Annotated in this window: 10 protein-coding genes; all 10 read left to right on the forward strand. The window is 46.6% G+C overall.

Annotated elements, in window-relative coordinates; genetic code table 11:
- Positions 1–158: 158 nt before the first annotated feature.
- The 10 genes from ACX0G9_RS19065 to ACX0G9_RS19110 all read left to right on the forward strand — a co-directional run bounded on the left by ACX0G9_RS19065 (position 159) and on the right by ACX0G9_RS19110 (position 16033).
- Complete coding sequence (locus ACX0G9_RS19065) at positions 159–1331, forward strand: DUF1624 domain-containing protein (protein ID WP_459066542.1); 1173 nt, start codon at positions 159–161, stop codon at positions 1329–1331.
- A 136-nt stretch (positions 1332–1467) separates the two neighbouring features.
- Positions 1468–3318: a 3-keto-disaccharide hydrolase gene (locus tag ACX0G9_RS19070; protein ID WP_459066543.1), complete on the forward strand. Its 1851-nt coding sequence runs from the start codon at positions 1468–1470 to the stop codon at positions 3316–3318.
- Between the two features lie 31 nt (positions 3319–3349).
- On the forward strand, positions 3350–5305 hold the full coding sequence (locus ACX0G9_RS19075) for a hypothetical protein (RefSeq protein WP_459066544.1): 1956 nt from the start codon (positions 3350–3352) through the stop codon (positions 5303–5305).
- Positions 5306–5539: 234 nt separating this feature from the next.
- Positions 5540–6133, forward strand: coding sequence for an RNA polymerase sigma factor (locus tag ACX0G9_RS19080; protein WP_459066545.1), 594 nt, complete (start codon positions 5540–5542; stop codon positions 6131–6133).
- 152 nt (positions 6134–6285) lie between these two features.
- Entirely contained in the window at positions 6286–7500 is a 1215-nt protein-coding gene (locus ACX0G9_RS19085; RefSeq protein WP_459066546.1) for a FecR family protein, read from the forward strand.
- Positions 7501–7667: 167 nt separating this feature from the next.
- Positions 7668–11240, forward strand: coding sequence for a SusC/RagA family TonB-linked outer membrane protein (locus ACX0G9_RS19090; RefSeq protein WP_459066547.1), 3573 nt, complete (start codon positions 7668–7670; stop codon positions 11238–11240).
- A gap of 12 nt (positions 11241–11252) precedes the next feature.
- A complete protein-coding gene (locus tag ACX0G9_RS19095) occupies positions 11253–12752 on the forward strand; it encodes a RagB/SusD family nutrient uptake outer membrane protein (protein WP_459066548.1) in 1500 nt (499 codons plus the stop codon).
- Positions 12753–12762: 10 nt separating this feature from the next.
- Positions 12763–13464, forward strand: a complete 702-nt coding sequence (locus tag ACX0G9_RS19100; protein ID WP_459066549.1) for a DUF4843 domain-containing protein — start codon at positions 12763–12765, stop codon at positions 13462–13464.
- 22 nt (positions 13465–13486) lie between these two features.
- Positions 13487–15034: a PKD-like family lipoprotein gene (locus ACX0G9_RS19105; protein ID WP_459066550.1), complete on the forward strand. Its 1548-nt coding sequence runs from the start codon at positions 13487–13489 to the stop codon at positions 15032–15034.
- A 69-nt stretch (positions 15035–15103) separates the two neighbouring features.
- On the forward strand, positions 15104–16033 hold the full coding sequence (locus ACX0G9_RS19110) for an ABC transporter ATP-binding protein (RefSeq protein WP_459066551.1): 930 nt from the start codon (positions 15104–15106) through the stop codon (positions 16031–16033).
- The last annotated feature ends 9 nt before the right edge of the window (positions 16034–16042 follow it).

The raw sequence follows: 16042 nt of genomic DNA on the forward strand, positions 1-16042 counted from the left end.
TAAATGGGGATCGAAACGGCGGGAATTGGACAAATGAACCCATTTTTAATTCCATTTTGTATATTTGAACTATACCAGACTACCAATTGAATATCTTTAACTAATATCGAAACGCCAGTGATGCTACCTATAAGTTCACCCTTTGATAATCCTACTCTATGGCATCTTTGACAAAATACAGGATTGAATCGCTCGATCTTTTAAAGGGTATTGTTATCGTAATAATGGCCCTTGACCATATAAGAGATTATTTTCATTACTCTTCTTTTTTCTTCGACCCGACCGATCCGGGCCAAACCACCTTGCCCATTTATTTCACCAGGTTTATAACAAATTTCTGTGCCCCGGCATTTAGTTTTCTTGCGGGGCTTTCCGCCTTTATGGTGGGTAAAAGGAAAAATCTTAACGAACTATCCGGCTTTCTGCTAAAACGTGGTCTTTGGTTGGTTTTTATGGAGCTTATACTTATGAATTTCGGATGGCATTTTGATATTCATTTCCGGGATATTGTTTTTCAGGTGATTTGGGTTTTAGGAATAAGTATGATTTTTTTAGCAGGATTGATACATCTTCCCCATAGGTATCTCATCCTTTTTAGTTGTGTACTGATCTTCGGACATAATTTGCTGGATAGCATCCATTTCGAAGGCAGCATTTTATGGTCGTTTATCCATGAGCGAAAACGTTTTGAAATAATTCCCGGGCATTCAATTGCGGCAGGTTATTCCATAATACCCTGGGTGGCGGTAATGTCATTGGGCTATTGTTTTGGCTCCTTTTATGACAAATCCTTTGACCCGTTAAGAAGGAAAAAAATATTCAATAGCATCGGGATTGCTGCCATTGTGCTCCTATTGATCCTCAGAGCGACAAATATTTATGGCAATCTTTTACCCTGGAAAGACTATGGAAATTTTACGCAAAACCTGATCTCCTTTTTAAATTTAACCAAATATCCGCCGTCTCTCTCCTATTTGTTATTGACCTTAGGAGTATCCTTGTTATTCCTGGCAAATGCGGAAAATCTAAAGGGGAGAGTGGTGGATTTCTTTTGTGTATTTGGGCGGGTGCCATTTTTCTTTTACATCTTACACATCTATCTCATTCATTTTATAGCCATGATAGTTGCAGGGTTAACGGGCTTTGGCTGGCAAAAAATGATTTTGCCCTCTATGCCGTCGAGGGTTGAGGCTCTTAAGGGTTTTGGTTTCAACCTTGCCATTGTCTACCTGATTTGGATAGGAATAATTGGTTTGCTTTATCCGGTATGCAAAAAATTCGACCGGTATAAACAAAACAATAAAGACAAATGGTGGCTCAGTTATCTGTAAAATAATTTTTAGATCTGCAGCACTCCTCTTGACAGAATCGGCTAAAAATTCATCATGCAACCGATTGCATTTTTCACTAAATTTATGCCCGCTAAAGGTTTGCCTTTACACCTATAACTCATATAATTTAAAACGAATGGCTTGTTTCAATTATCCCCGTATCAACCTGCCCCAAAAAAGGCTGTTTGCTTTACTTGCTTATTTGATTAGTTTTCAATCACTTATCGCACAAACTACCCTCCCGCTGAAAGACCTTTCTTTTTTCCAGGAGCCAGGCTCCAACTGGAAGCTCGCGGCAGATGTGCAGGCGGATCTTAGTCAGGACGATGTATTAAGCCCTAAAGAAGGGGCAGGTATATTGGTTAACCTGCCCGGCAAAACAGGTGCAAAGGACCTGTTTACCAAAACGAATTACGGTGATGTCGATATCGAACTGGATTATATGATGGCCAAAGGGTCCAATTCAGGAATTTATTTACAAGGCCGTTATGAAATTCAACTCCTGGATAGCTGGGGTAACGTCCATCCAAAATCGGCAGACAATGGCGGCATTTATGAACGCTGGGATGATACTAAGCCTGAGGGCCAAAAAGGGTATGATGGTCATGCACCGAGGCAAAATGCCAGCAGGGCGCCAGGTCTGTGGCAACATTTGCGGATCTCTTTCCAGGCTCCGGCATTTGATGCAAAGGGTCAAAAGACTGCCAACGCAAAAGTGCTTTACGTTTGGCTGAACGGTGTGCTGATACAGGATAATGTAGAGCTTGCCGGCCCCACCCGTGGCGCCATAGACAATAAAGAAACCACAGCAGGCCCTGTGCGTATCCAGGGAGATCATGGTCCGGTTGCCTTCAAAAACATCATTATCACAGGTTTTGACAAACCTCATCCGGCGCTGTCCAACTTAAAATACCAGCTATATAAGGGAGGGTCCGCCACGGAACCTGATTACAAAAAACTAAAAGCCGAAACGGAAGGAAGCTCTTCCTTGTTATCCTCCAACCAGGGTAAACTCACCAATGATTTTTTGATCCGCTATACAGGTAATATAACTATCCGGGAAGCCGGTGAATATATCTTTACATTAAGTACGCCTGGGGGGAAGGGTTCTTTAAAAATCAATGGTGCCGTTGCCGTGCCTTTATCGGAGTACAAAGGATCCGGTAAAATACAATTGTCACCCGGGGAACAGGCCATCGACCTCTTTTATTCCAAAACGGCGGATTGGGCCAAGGCCGGGCTGGGACTTACCGTTTCCGGCCCCGGCATCCGTGAATATTTATTGAGTGATGCCAATATAGCCCCGGAAGACTTTACCGACCCTATTTTGATCAATGCCAGCTCCAATACCATTTTGCGAAGTTTCTCCGATCTGCCGGGAGGTATCCGGGTTACGCATGGTGTAAATGTGGGAAGTACAGACCAGGTCCATTATACGTATGATCTGGATAAAGGAATGATCGTTCAACTATGGCGTGGTGGATTTTTAGATGCCACCCCCATGTGGCACGAACGCGGCGACGGCTCCTCCCGTCCGGCCGGATCCGTTCAGTACCTCGGTAAACCGCTCCCTGCCATTTTAAAATTGGCCAACGAACAGGCAGCATGGTCCCAGGATACTGCAGGCACAGGTTACAGACCCAAAGGATATATATTAAATACGGCGGACCAGCCAACTTTCCGTTATATCATATATGGTTCCCTGGTAAACGATGCCAGTACAGTTATCGAAGGCGGGCATGGCCTTCACCGGGAGATAACCCTGCAAAACCCGGCTGATGATCTGTTCTTCCATCTTGGGGCCGGGGAGAATATCGAGGACTCCGGAAATGGATGGTATACTGTAGATGGCAAATCCTATTATATCCGGATAGAAGATGCCGGTGGCGCCAAACCATTGATCCGGAATGCCGGCAGCAATACCGGCGGCAAACAGGAGCTCATCATCCCTATCCGGAAGAAATTAATCTATTCTATTATCTTTTAAGCAGCCCTCCTTAATGTATTATACCATGCTCATGAATTATACAATGAAACATACGATACACAAAAGCGCATTAATGGCAGCCCTGCTGATTACGGCTCTTTTACATACTGCTCAACCCTCTTATGCCCAGGCCGAATCGCCTAAAGAGGATGATTTTTTCAAGATCATGAAAGTGCCTGCACCGGAAGGAACTATATTGGAAGTCGGCGGTTTGTGTACTTTGCCAAATGGCACCCTTGCCGTAACCACCCGCCGGGGAGATATTTTTATGGTGGAGAACCCAACCAGCCAGCATCCGTTCTTCCGCAAATTTGCATCGGGTCTGCACGAGGTGCTTGGAGCTGCCTGGAAGGATGGCGCCTTATACGTTGCGCAGCGCGGTGAATTGACCAAACTGGAAGATACCAATATGGACGGCAAGGCAGATGTGTTCGAAACCATTTATGCCTGGCCGTTATCCGGCAATTATCATGAGTATAGTTTCGGGCCAAAATTGGCGCCGGATGGTTCATTTTTTGTCACCCTTAATCTTGGTTTCCCGTCGGATTGGTGGCATCCCAAAAGTTTTGTGCCTTACCGGGGATGGGCATTGAATATAAAAGAAGATGGCACCGTCACCCCATGGGCCACGGGGATGCGCTCCCCCTGCGGGATCAGCCTGATCGATGGAGAATTATGGTATAGCGATAACCAGGGCGACTGGGTTGGTTCGGGCAGTATCATGCCAGTTAAAAAAGGAGCCTTTATGGGTCATCCGGCAAGCCTGGTCTGGACAAATTTGCCAAACTCGCCGCTAAAATTAACGCAGGAACAATTTTTTGCAAAAAACAATCCGAGGATAGAATTCGATAAAGACGGACAGCCCTTTAAACCACAGGATATCGTTAAAGAAAAATTCAGAACTGAATTCGAAGTAAAAAAAGAAATCCCTGAATTGACCTTGCCGGTTGTTTGGCTGCCACATGGCATTCTCGGCATCTCCAATGCCGAAATTGTCAAAATCCCGGAAGCGGCATTTGGCCCCTTTGCCGGGCAGCTGCTGGTTAGCGACCAGGGACAAAGCATGGTTGACCGCATTTTCCTGGAAAAGGTCAATGGCGAATACCAGGGTGCGGCCTGGGCATTCCGCAGTGGTTTCCAATCGGGTATCGTAAGACTGGCCTGGTTGTCCGATGGTTCACTGGCCATTGGCGAAACCAACCGGGGCTGGGGATCGGCAGGCGAAGCCACCATGGGTTTGCAGCGTTTGGTGTGGAATAATAAAATCCCGTTTGAAATGAGGGCCATCCGTGCCATGCCCGATGGTTTTGAAATCGAATTTACCAAACCGGTGGATAAAAAGGTAGCTGAGGATATCGCCTCCTACGCTGTTGAAAGTTTTATTTATAAATACCAGGGCGTTTATGGCAGCCCTCCCGTCAACACTGAAAAATGTACTATTTCCGGAGTAAAGGTTTCGGAAGATGGTTTAAAAGCCAGGCTGCTGGTGGGTAACCTGCGCAAATATTATATTCATACGATTACCCTTGGCGGCATCCGCGATAAAGAGAACTATTTTAATTTAGTTCACCCGACTGCTTATTATACGTTGAACAATATTCCCGAAGGACAAAAACTGGCAATGACCGGAGTGAGCACCTTCAACTCGGCAAAAACCGGTAAGACCGCTATAGGTGCCGATGCAAAAAAGGGAGCCTCTATAAAAGGAACTACGGTATCCGCTACCAAACCCTCCTATGATGCTATAAAACCGCTCTTGTTAAAAAACACCTGTCTGTCCTGTCATAATCCTGACAAACGGCAGGTGGGTCCTGCCTATGTTGATGTGGCTAAAAGAAAATACAGTGTAAACGAGTTGACGCAATTGATCCGTAATCCAAAACCGGAACACTGGCCCGGTTATTCAACTCCGATGCCGCCCATGCCACAGGTTCCCGTAGAAGAAGCACGTAAGATTGCCGTCTGGATTAAATCGCTGGGGAGATAAAGTAATTGTATACAAGCATTGGGTAGATAAAATAATTGTATACTAACCTTGTGGAGGTAAACGAATTATATACAAGGAGAAAAGAGAACAAAAAGACAACATAGTATGATTAATTAAATATATTACAAATAGAGGCCATCGCCTCTATAGTAGCAAAAATGACAAACCCTTTTTGCCTATTCTCGTTTTTTTAATATAGTTTGCAAGTAAGGTTCTGAAAAATAGCAAAAAAGGTTGTCAAGCAATTTTTTAAATAATGAAAGCGACCTGCTTCTTAGGGTTGCCAAAGGGGATGAGGCTGCCTATAAGCAGTTGTTCCAACACTATTGGCCAAGAGTATATTCGGTTGCGCTTATTTTTGTAAAAGCGCCCGAGCTTGCGGAAGATGCTGCACAGGATGTGTTTGCCCAACTTTGGGTGAAAAGAGCCTTACTCGGCGATGTAAAAGACTTCCGGCCTTATCTGATGGCTGCAGCAAAGAACCTGATCTTAAATAAATTGAGGGGGCGGATATTAACCGACCCTTTTTCCGAATATTTACAGGAATATTTTGCAGATTCTTTGTCCGACCCGGCTGCAAAACTGGAATTAAAAGATGCAAGCCAGATCATCGAGGACGGTATCAATCAACTCACCCCACAGCAACAGAAAGTTTTCCGGCTCAGCCGTTTTCAGGGTCTTAGCCATGCGGAAATAGCCAAAGCTACCGGCTTATCCCAGCGAACCATAAAGAATTATATGGTCAGCGCCATTTTATCCTTGCGTAATTACCTGGATAAATATGCCGACGGAGCCATTGTTTTTCTCTGGATGCTAGTTTTTTTATAAAATTCTTCACTTTCATTAGGGTCCTTGTCTTTTAATACTGTGTCTGTATAAGCGGACCACCTGCCGAGCTTGCTTGCCCGGTTTACCAGGTTGGGCAGGTTTGCCCGAAAATCTGTTCATTTTACCAATAAACCCAATAACCTTATCTGCTCATGAAACGAGAATTGATGTCTCCATTCAATGACTTGCTGCAAAAATTTATCCGCGAGGAACTCTCGCCGGCGGAGCTGCAATCCTTTTTAGCGCTCGCCCGGGAACCAGCCAACCTGGTTATCATCAGGGAAACTATCGGTGAGTTCCTGGATGCGGAAACTTTTACCGATTTGTCAGCGGGAGTGGATAGTGATCTGCAATTTGTCGAGGCTATGAAAAAGGCTAAAAGAGAAACAGCTATACTACAGCCGCGATCCGTTCACCGTATCCGACCCTTATACAGGCAGTGGTGGGCTGCTGCGTCCGTCCTTTTTATCCTGGTCACGGGCGCCTGGTTCTGGTTCAGGAATGTCGGGCAGCATTCGCCGGTGAATCTGCAACAGGGGGTTAATATAGGCCCGGGTAAACAGGGCGCGATCCTCACCCTGGCAGACGGAACGCCCCTGGTGCTGGACAGCCTCGGAAATGGCATTATTGCTACCCAAAATGGTACACGGGTGATATTGAAAAATGGTCAGCTGGCCTATGATGCCACCGAAAAGGCCACGGGTGAAATGACGTACAATATAATGACGACTCCCAAAGGACGGCAGTTTCAATTAATGCTGCCGGATGGAACAAAAGTGTGGTTGAATGCTGCCAGCTCCATACAGTTCCCAACGATCTTTTCCGGCAAGGAGCGCCGGGTGCAGGTGACAGGCGAAGTCTATTTCGAAGTGGCCGAAAATAAGAAAATGCCTTTCCGGGTAAATGTCAATAACCAGGAGGAGATTGACGTACTGGGCACAAATTTCAATATCAACGCTTACGATAATGAGGCAGAGCTGAAAGCCACTTTACTGGATGGGAAAGTGAAGGTAATGAGTGCCAAATACAACCGGCCGGGAACGATCTTACAACCCGGTCAGCAGGCTGTCATGCGGAAGAGCGATCCTTCTGGCTTACCTATATCGGTTCAGCCGGCGGATCTGGATAAAGTGATGGCCTGGAAGAATGGAGTTTTCAATTTTGAAGGAGCCTCTCTGAAAGAGGTGATGAATCAGATAGAGCGTTGGTACGACATCACCGTGGTATATGAGAAGGACGTCCCGGATATTAAATTTTTCGGGGAGATCAGCAGGAGTTTCAACCTGCCCGATCTAATCGATGCGCTAAAAGATGTGGGCGTACATTTTAAAATAGAGACCGGAAGGAGGCTGGTAGTGTTGCCCTGACGGCAAAGTCGAATAATAACTATGTTCTGATACAACGGATGAGCCAATAAAAAAACCGTTACGCGGACTAGGCGCAACGGTCAGCTTTGCCCAAAGGCAAAACAGGATTTGGCTGATCCAAAATTTCTTAGGAGAACTTTTTTCTTAACCAAAACTAATGCGAAAGTATGCAAAAAATTGCTTTCCGTAGCAGGGAAGGATTTGTCCGAACCATACGAGGATCCCATACCCCCTGCTTCTTAACCAAAACGCTGCCAGGTTTGGAACCTGGTTTTCCCGGGTCTCCATTCACCACTGGCAAAAAACTAATCATGGTGATGAAAACTACTGCTTTTATTATGCTGGTCTTCTGTCTTCATGTCTCGGCGCGGACACTATCCCAGACAGTGACCATTTCCGGTAAGGATCTTTCCCTGGGCAAGGTCTTTACGCTGATCAAAAAACAAACGGGTTACACGGTGTTTGGCAACGCCAGCCTGTTACGGCAAACCAACAACGTGTCGATCTCGGTATCCAACATGCCGCTGACCCAATTCCTTGACAGTATTCTCCGGCACCAGCTCATTACCTACAGGATTCTGGACCGCACGATCATTCTTTACAAACGGCCTGCCCCTTCCGGCCCCGGCCTGACAGAAGGCGCTGCCGGAGAATCTTCGGGTAAAGGAGAGCCGGCACCCTGGCAAATCATTACGGGTTATGTAATAGCCGAAGATGGCTCGATACCTGACGGGGTAAATATTAAGGTCAAAGGCACCCCGGCAGGTGTATCTGCCGACAGCTCCGGTAAATTCAGTATCAATGCCAACCCGGATCAGGTGCTCGTATTCTCCCATGTGAATATGATCACCAGGGAGGTCAGGGTGAAGGACTTTCCGGCAAATGGACTGATCGTATTAAAACCAAGGGAAGCCAAACTGAACGATGTCGTAGTCACGGGCTATGGAAATATCCGGAAAGAGAGCTTTACAGGGACTTATACGCAGGTCACCAAAGCAGAGCTGCAGAAAGTCACCTCCAATAATCTGATTGCCGCGCTCCAGGTTTTCGACCCTTCCTTCCGTATCATACAGAACATTAACATGGGCTCCAATCCCAACGTGATGCCTGAGTTCTATATCCGCGGCCAGTCGGGTTTTCCGGGGGTAAAAGACCTGGACAAGCTGCAATCGGGTTCGTCGGTGTCGCAGTTTTCGCTTAGGAATAATCCCAATACTCCCATATTTATCTTAGACGGTTTTGAAATAGATGTAGAGAAAGTCTACGATATGGATATCAACCGGATCAACAATGTAACCATCCTGAAAGACGCCGCAGCGACGGCTATGTATGGTTCACGCGCTTCAAACGGTGTGGTTGTCATAGAAACCATCGCCCCCAAGGCAGGCGAGTTTCGTACAACCTACAGTGGAAATTATTCCGTGACAACTCCTGATCTTTCCAGCTATCATATGATGGATGCCCGGCAAAAACTGGATGCCGAGAATGCCGCGCAGGTATACCTGCCACTGATCCCCAAGACGGACCCCAATTATCAGTCTACGCTGATAGAGAATATGTATAAGATGCAGATGAAGAAAAATGAGATCCTGAAAGGGGTAAATACCTATTGGTTATCCCAGCCATTGAACACCATGCTCAATCATAAGCATAATATATACATCGAGGGAGGATCCCAGGCCATGCGGGTAGGATTTGAATTAAAATATGACAACCAGAACGGTGTAATGAAAAATTCTTTCCGCCAAAGGCTTGGTGCGGGGCTTACCGTTCAATACCAGACGGGCAAACTGCAATTACGGAACCAGGTTTATTTCGACGCGGTTTCGGCAGATGATTCTCCGTTCGGGAAATTTAGTGATTACTCTCATTTACAGCCCTATTATCCCATCCATGACGAGAACACAGGAGCTTACCGGAAGTCCTTTCCCCTGTTTGATGACCGGAGCCCCGTTATCAATCCCCTATTTGAAAGCACGGTAGGGAACTTCAGTAAATCCAGGTATCGGGAATGGACCGACAATTTTACCTCCAATTATTACATCAACAAGTTTTTATTCATCAGGGGTCAGTTCGCTGTGGATTACAAACAGGCAAATACAGACGTATTTACTTCCCCTACATCGACAACCTACCTGAGGGTCGACCCTTTTACCAAAGGAGAATTGATCCAGTCCACCACCAATTCACTGGATTGGAATGTCAATCTGTTTGCTTCCTATAACCAGAACATCGGTGTCCATAATATCAATATCTCAGCCGGGATCAATGCCCTGTCTACTACAGAGGACTATAGTAATTCGGATTACCGGGGATTCCCCAGCGCAGGTCTTCACTCTGCCGCTTATGCTTCGGAGATCGTTACGAAGCCCGGGCTGAGCGATAATAAAAAGCGTCTTTTTGGGAGTTTCGCCACCTTGAATTACAGCCTGAAAGATATTTATTTGCTGGATGCCTCCTACAGGTTGGACGGTTCTTCGGAGTTCGGTACCGATAAACAATGGGCACCCTTCTGGTCACTGGGTACGGGTGTCAATCTTCATAATACCAACCTGCTCCGGAAGAACCCGGATATCAGCCAGTTCAGGGTCACCGCTAATATCGGCCAGACCGGAAAATCGAATTTTTCACCGTACATGGCCAGAAATACGTACCAGGTTTTGCTGGATGACTGGTATCCAACGGGTATAGGGTCCAGCCTGATCTATATGGGCAACGATAAGCTGACCTGGGAAAAGCAGCTGTCCTGGAACATCGGCGCCAATATAGCTTTCCTGAAGCGATTCACTTTTGACCTTAATTATTATAATAAAAAGACCTACGACCTGATCACCGATGTCTCCCTGCCATCATCTTCCGGGTTCACCGTTTACAGAGAGAATATCGGTAAGGTGCTCAACAAGGGCTTCGAGATCAAGGCATCACTGAATGTGGTCAATAAAAAGAACCTCAATATTACCCTCATCGGGAATATGGCGCATAATAAGAACAAAATCGTTGAAATAGCGCAGTCCCTGAAAAGCTATAACAAACGTATCGACGATTATTACAAGCAGTATGCCACCACTACCGACCCTCTTTTTGCACTGATCTATAATGACATGAATGGCAAATATTCCAAACCCATCATGAAATATGAGGAAGGCAGTTCTCTGACCACCATTTATGGCATGAAATCCCTTGGGATCAGCCCGTCCAATGGGAAAGAGGTATTCCTGAAACGGGATGGTACGATCACCTACGATTGGGACCCTGCCGAACAACAGCCCATCGGCAATACCGAACCCTGGGCACAGGGTTCATTCGGTCTGAATGCAAGGTATAAACAATTCTCCCTCTACACCAGCTTTCTGTTCCAGGCGGGGGGCGACCAGTATAACCAGACGATGGTGGATAATGTCGAGAATGTGAACCTGTTGTATTATAATGCAGATACCAGGGTTCTGACCGACCGCTGGCAAAAACCAGGTGATGTCACCCCGCTGAAGGCGATCCAGGACAGGTACAGTGTCACGCGCCCTACTTCCAGATTCATACAAAAGGACAATACGATTGCGTTTAACTCTCTTTCGATAGGCTATGACGTTGACCCGGTCCGGCTGAAGAGGACTAAGCTCAAATCGCTGAGGGCATCCTTTCTCATGAACGACATCGCGCGGTTCTCATCGATCAAACGTGAAATGGGGCTGGATTATCCCTACGCGCGGACATTTACGTTCACCATCAATACATCGTTCTAAAAAAATAATAAAATGAAGGCAATCAAATTCTGGATGGCCGTATGCTTTCCTCTCCTGCTGAACATTTCCTGTAAAAAATTCCTGGACGTACATGCCAGTAACCAGATCTTACAGGAAGACATGTTCAAAACCGGGGATGGCGTCCGCATAGCCGTCAATGGCGTATATAAATTATTGTCCACTACCGATCTGTACGGTGAGAATCTCTCCTGGGGTTTTATCAGCGGTCTGGGATTTAACTATGAATTCTACAGCCTGCCTTATGACCTGCAACCGGCTGCACAGTTCGACTGGCAGTCCGGCAATACGCAGACCTATACCGAACAGGTCTGGCAAAGGGCGTTCAATGCGCTGGCCAATTGTAATAACATCATCCAGGAAGTAGAAAAAAAGGATACCAACTTTTTTGCGCAAAAGACCAATGAAAGGAATATGATCCTGGGGGAAATGTATGGGATAAGGGCCCTGATCCACTTCGACCTGTTGCGTATATTCAGCCCGGCCCCGGCTACAGGATATGCCGGTCCGACCATACCCTATGTCACTACTTACCCGGAGTATCAGCCGGCGCCGCAGAGTATGGGAACGATCATGGATATGATCATCGGGGATATGACACATGCACAAGGCATGCTGGCTTCCATCGATACCATTTATCTCAGATCGGTCATGCGTTATTCCTCGAGCAGGATCAGGAATGCGGCATCCTATATTGACCTGCCACAGGGCGATTTTTTTAATTACCGGGTGGAACGCATGAATTATTTTGCCGCCAGCGCCTTACTGGCCAGGATCTATATGTATAAAGGGGACTATGAGAATGCGTATAACAACGCAAAGATCATTTATACCTATAATCAAAGAAGCTGGTTTCCCTGGACCAGTACCCTTTATCAGGGACAGATCCCGGACGTGGATTATGTCTATACCAAACGGCCGGATGAACTTTTACTCTGTTTTTCCAACAACAAGAATTATGACAACTGGGATAATTTGTTACGCACGGGTAATTACTTTTTGACAATGAACAGTAACTACATGAGCAAATTATTTGGCGACGATCTGGACGACTACCGGCTGGTAGGCTGGTACAACCGGTATGGCGATCAACGGTACTTAACCTGGTCAAGGCCCAGGGGCAGCGGTTACGACGCGCAGCAGGTGATACAGAACCAGGGGCCGTTGCTGCCTGTAATCCGTTTTTCGGAAATATTCCATATCATGACAGAGTGCCAGATACGTAAGGGTAATCTATCCGATGCGGTAAATCTGCTGAATACCGTGCGGATCAACCGCGGGGCCAAGACAAAGATTTCTTCCTCTATCAGTGCAAATGACCTGATGAATACCCTGGTGAACGACATCATCCGGGAAACACTTACAGAAGGGCAAACCTTCTTTATGTTCAAACGGCTGAACCGGAATATTTTCAATGGAGATGTGGACCGGGTCATGAACCCCGCAGATTGGTATTCCCCTCTCCCTTTAAGCGAAACTGCTTATCAGTTATAAAATTAATGATATGAAAAGACTACTTTTTTATTATTTACCGGCCCTTGCTCTGTTGACGGTGGCGGCCTGTAAAAAAGACAAGATCCAGTTGTACAAAGGCGACTCGTATATACAATTTTCCAAAAACTATATAGACTCCTCTCTTTTTTCATTCCTGGCGCTTCCCGATAAGCAGGAAGCCCTCACGCCGATGCCTGTCGAACTGGTCGGGCCGCCAGAGAACAGGGACAGGATATACAAGATCGAAGTCGTTAAAGAGCTTACCAGCGCCACGGACGCCAACTATTCGGTGCCCGTCTCGTTCACGCTGAAAGCCGGTCATCTCACCGATACGGCATGGATCACGGTGAAAAAGACGCCCGATCTTGCCGTAAAACCGGTGAGGCTGGTTCTCAAAATCGTTTCTTCCGAAGATCTTAAGACGGGTCAGTCCGATTATGCCGTATCCATCCTGTACATATCGAATGTAATCGCAAAGCCCGACTGGTGGGATGAGAACATGACAGACAATTTCATGGGAGATTATTCCGATAAGAAGTACAAGCTGTTTATCCAGGTCACCGGCGTGTCCGATCTGGATGCCAATGATACCAACCAACAGAGATATTATACCATTCTGTTCAAGAACTACCTGTTGAGGGAGAAAGATGCAGGAAGGACGGTATACGAAGATAATGGCACGGAAATGACCGTCGCACTGATCGGAGGATAATAAAATAATTAAACTATTTAGTATGCGATACGTAAAAATATTCATGGCATGGGCAGGTATGCTTTGTTTGCTCCAGGCATGTTATAAAGACAAAGGCAATTACAAACTGCTCGATTACAATCAGGTCATTTCGATTACCAATCCCACCGTAACTCCTGTCATACTGGGCGATACGTTCCGCGTTTCCCCCGTCATTAAATGGAAATATCCCAACCGGGATACGACGGCCTTCGATTATGAATGGAGACAGATCGACTCGGTGGTATCTACCAGCAGGAACCTGGCTTACAAACCGAATATCCCGGGATATGTCATGCTCTATCTCTACATCAAAGAAAAGGCTACAGGTATTATTTCCCGGCAGCCGATACAGATCCAGGTAATCTCCGCTTACCGGGCGGGCTGGCTGCTGCTGACCAATAACAATGGGACGTCCGGGCTGACCTTCATCAGGCGGGATGCGACAGTGGATGCCAGCAATGTCAAGCATTACTCCTACAAGTATTTCCCCGATGCCTATGCAAATAATTTTCCCAAAGACGCATTGGGAACCGGGCCCGTAAGGCTGGTAACAAAGGCATGGCCGGATTATACACTGGACCAGGTGCTGGTGGTGCAGGATAACTCTACTGTTTTCCTGAATGGCACCGACTTCTCCAAGGTAATCAAACTGAGCAGCGAGTTTCCCACCCAGTCGTTCCCCAATGGGGCGCAGGCAGCGGATTACGTGGACGGCGGTCCCACAAATTTTGTTTTATGCAATGACGGGAATATATACTGGAAGAAAAACCCCAGGACAATGGGTGGGATACACGACGGTAGCTTCATCGATATTCCCATCTATTTTGAGGGAGGCGGAGCCCATATCAGCCAGATCGTCGATGAGAGTCTCGATTATTCCCAGTTCGTCTATCTCTATGACGATGCAAATCACCGGTTCGTCGGACTCTATACTACGACCGGAGATAACTCCTATATCGGTGGTAAGATGTACCTGATCAACACGGACCCTCCCCCTGCAGGATTTGTAGATCTGAACAACATGGCAGGTTACACGCTTAAATATTGCAGTGATTATGCCAACGCCTCTTTTTTTATGAACATCATCAAAAACAACAACACCGGGGAGTATCTGTATCAGACCTATAGTCTTAGTATGAACTACACAGCGCTCGGTGTGAGCGCACAGCAGCAGGAGGTATTTGCGGGTAATGGACTGGTGTCCGATAAAACGGTGTATTACAGGATCCGTAACTCATCCTACCTTTTCTTCGGCGAAGGCAGCAAGCTTTATTTTTATGATGTCAATACCCGAAGAGTTACCCTCTACCACGATTTCGCCGCCGGCAATATCATGAGGATGACCACGGACGCGACTTCAGGCGAACTGGGTGTGGCTTTTGACAATGGCGACTTTTATATCTGCAGCCTGAAGAATGACATACTGGGAAATGCCGATCCCGGTGCGACCGGTGTTCTTTACAAATCGCCCAATAACGGCACCATCATAGACCTCACCTGGAAATGGGGTTCCTATTTCGACTATATATTCAGGAGATACCCGGGCTGATCACCTATACCATCATCAATACCATCATCAATACCTGCCAGGCATTAGTTATGCATGAAAATAATAAGAATGAGTGAATCAATCGTTAAAGTAGAGAACCTGTCGCACCGGTACAATGTACAATGGGCAGTCAGAAATATCAATTTCGAGTTGACGGAAAACGGAATATATGGTTTGCTGGGTGCAAATGGCGCCGGCAAATCAACGACTATGAACATTGTATGCGGCGTCTTAAAACAAACACAGGGCGAAGTGTATATCAGCGGTATCAATATGCGCACACATCCTGTCGAGGCAAAAAAACACATCGGTTTTTTGCCCCAGAAACCGCCCCTGCTGATGGACCTCACCGTGGAGGAATATCTTACCCACAGCGCGAACATGCGGTTAATGGATGACAACAAAGTGAAAGGGGCCGTAGGCGAGGCCATGGAAAAATGTGGCGTCAGCCATTTCAGCAAAAGGCTGATACGAAATCTTTCGGGCGGTTACCAGCAAAGGGTGGGCATTGCGCAGTCCATCATTCATAAACCAGGATTTGTGGTGATGGACGAGCCTACCAATGGGCTCGACCCGAACCAGATCCTGGAAGTCAGGAACCTGATCAGGGAGATCGCTGAAGAGAGAACGGTTGTACTGTCTACCCATATCCTCCAGGAAGTACAGGCGCTTTGCGACAATATATGGATGATGAATGAGGGAACGGTGGCTTTTTCCGGCAGCATCGAAGAGTTCGATAGTTATATCATGCCCGATACGCTGATCGTTTCGATGATCGCCGCTCCTTCCGTGGAGGAGGTTGAAACCATACCGGGCGTCCGGAGTGTCGAGCAGCTGGATGCCATCAGGTACAGGATCCAGTATACTGACGCGCAGGAGACCATGGAACGGTTGGTTGAAGCCAGCGTGCAGCGTAGATGGCGGTTGACGGAGATCTCCCGGGAAAAGGTTTCTCTTGAAAATGTATTTTCCGAACTATCTAAAAAAAAGCCTGCTTAAAAACTGACG

The sequence above is a fragment of the Flavitalea flava genome (assembly GCF_054461575.1).

Excerpts from the sequence above, each read along its gene's own strand:
- ACX0G9_RS19065 (WP_459066542.1), top strand. The coding sequence starts at position 159 with ATGGCATCTTTGACAAAATACAGGATTGAATCGCTCGATCTTTTAAAG.
- ACX0G9_RS19070 (WP_459066543.1), top strand. The coding sequence starts at position 1,468 with ATGGCTTGTTTCAATTATCCCCGTATCAACCTGCCCCAAAAAAGGCTG.
- ACX0G9_RS19075 (WP_459066544.1), top strand. The coding sequence starts at position 3,350 with ATGAATTATACAATGAAACATACGATACACAAAAGCGCATTAATGGCA.
- ACX0G9_RS19085 (WP_459066546.1), top strand. The coding sequence starts at position 6,286 with ATGAAACGAGAATTGATGTCTCCATTCAATGACTTGCTGCAAAAATTT.
- ACX0G9_RS19090 (WP_459066547.1), top strand. The coding sequence starts at position 7,668 with ATGCAAAAAATTGCTTTCCGTAGCAGGGAAGGATTTGTCCGAACCATA.
- ACX0G9_RS19095 (WP_459066548.1), top strand. The coding sequence starts at position 11,253 with ATGAAGGCAATCAAATTCTGGATGGCCGTATGCTTTCCTCTCCTGCTG.
- ACX0G9_RS19100 (WP_459066549.1), top strand. The coding sequence starts at position 12,763 with ATGAAAAGACTACTTTTTTATTATTTACCGGCCCTTGCTCTGTTGACG.
- ACX0G9_RS19105 (WP_459066550.1), top strand. The coding sequence starts at position 13,487 with ATGCGATACGTAAAAATATTCATGGCATGGGCAGGTATGCTTTGTTTG.
- ACX0G9_RS19110 (WP_459066551.1), top strand. The coding sequence starts at position 15,104 with ATGAGTGAATCAATCGTTAAAGTAGAGAACCTGTCGCACCGGTACAAT.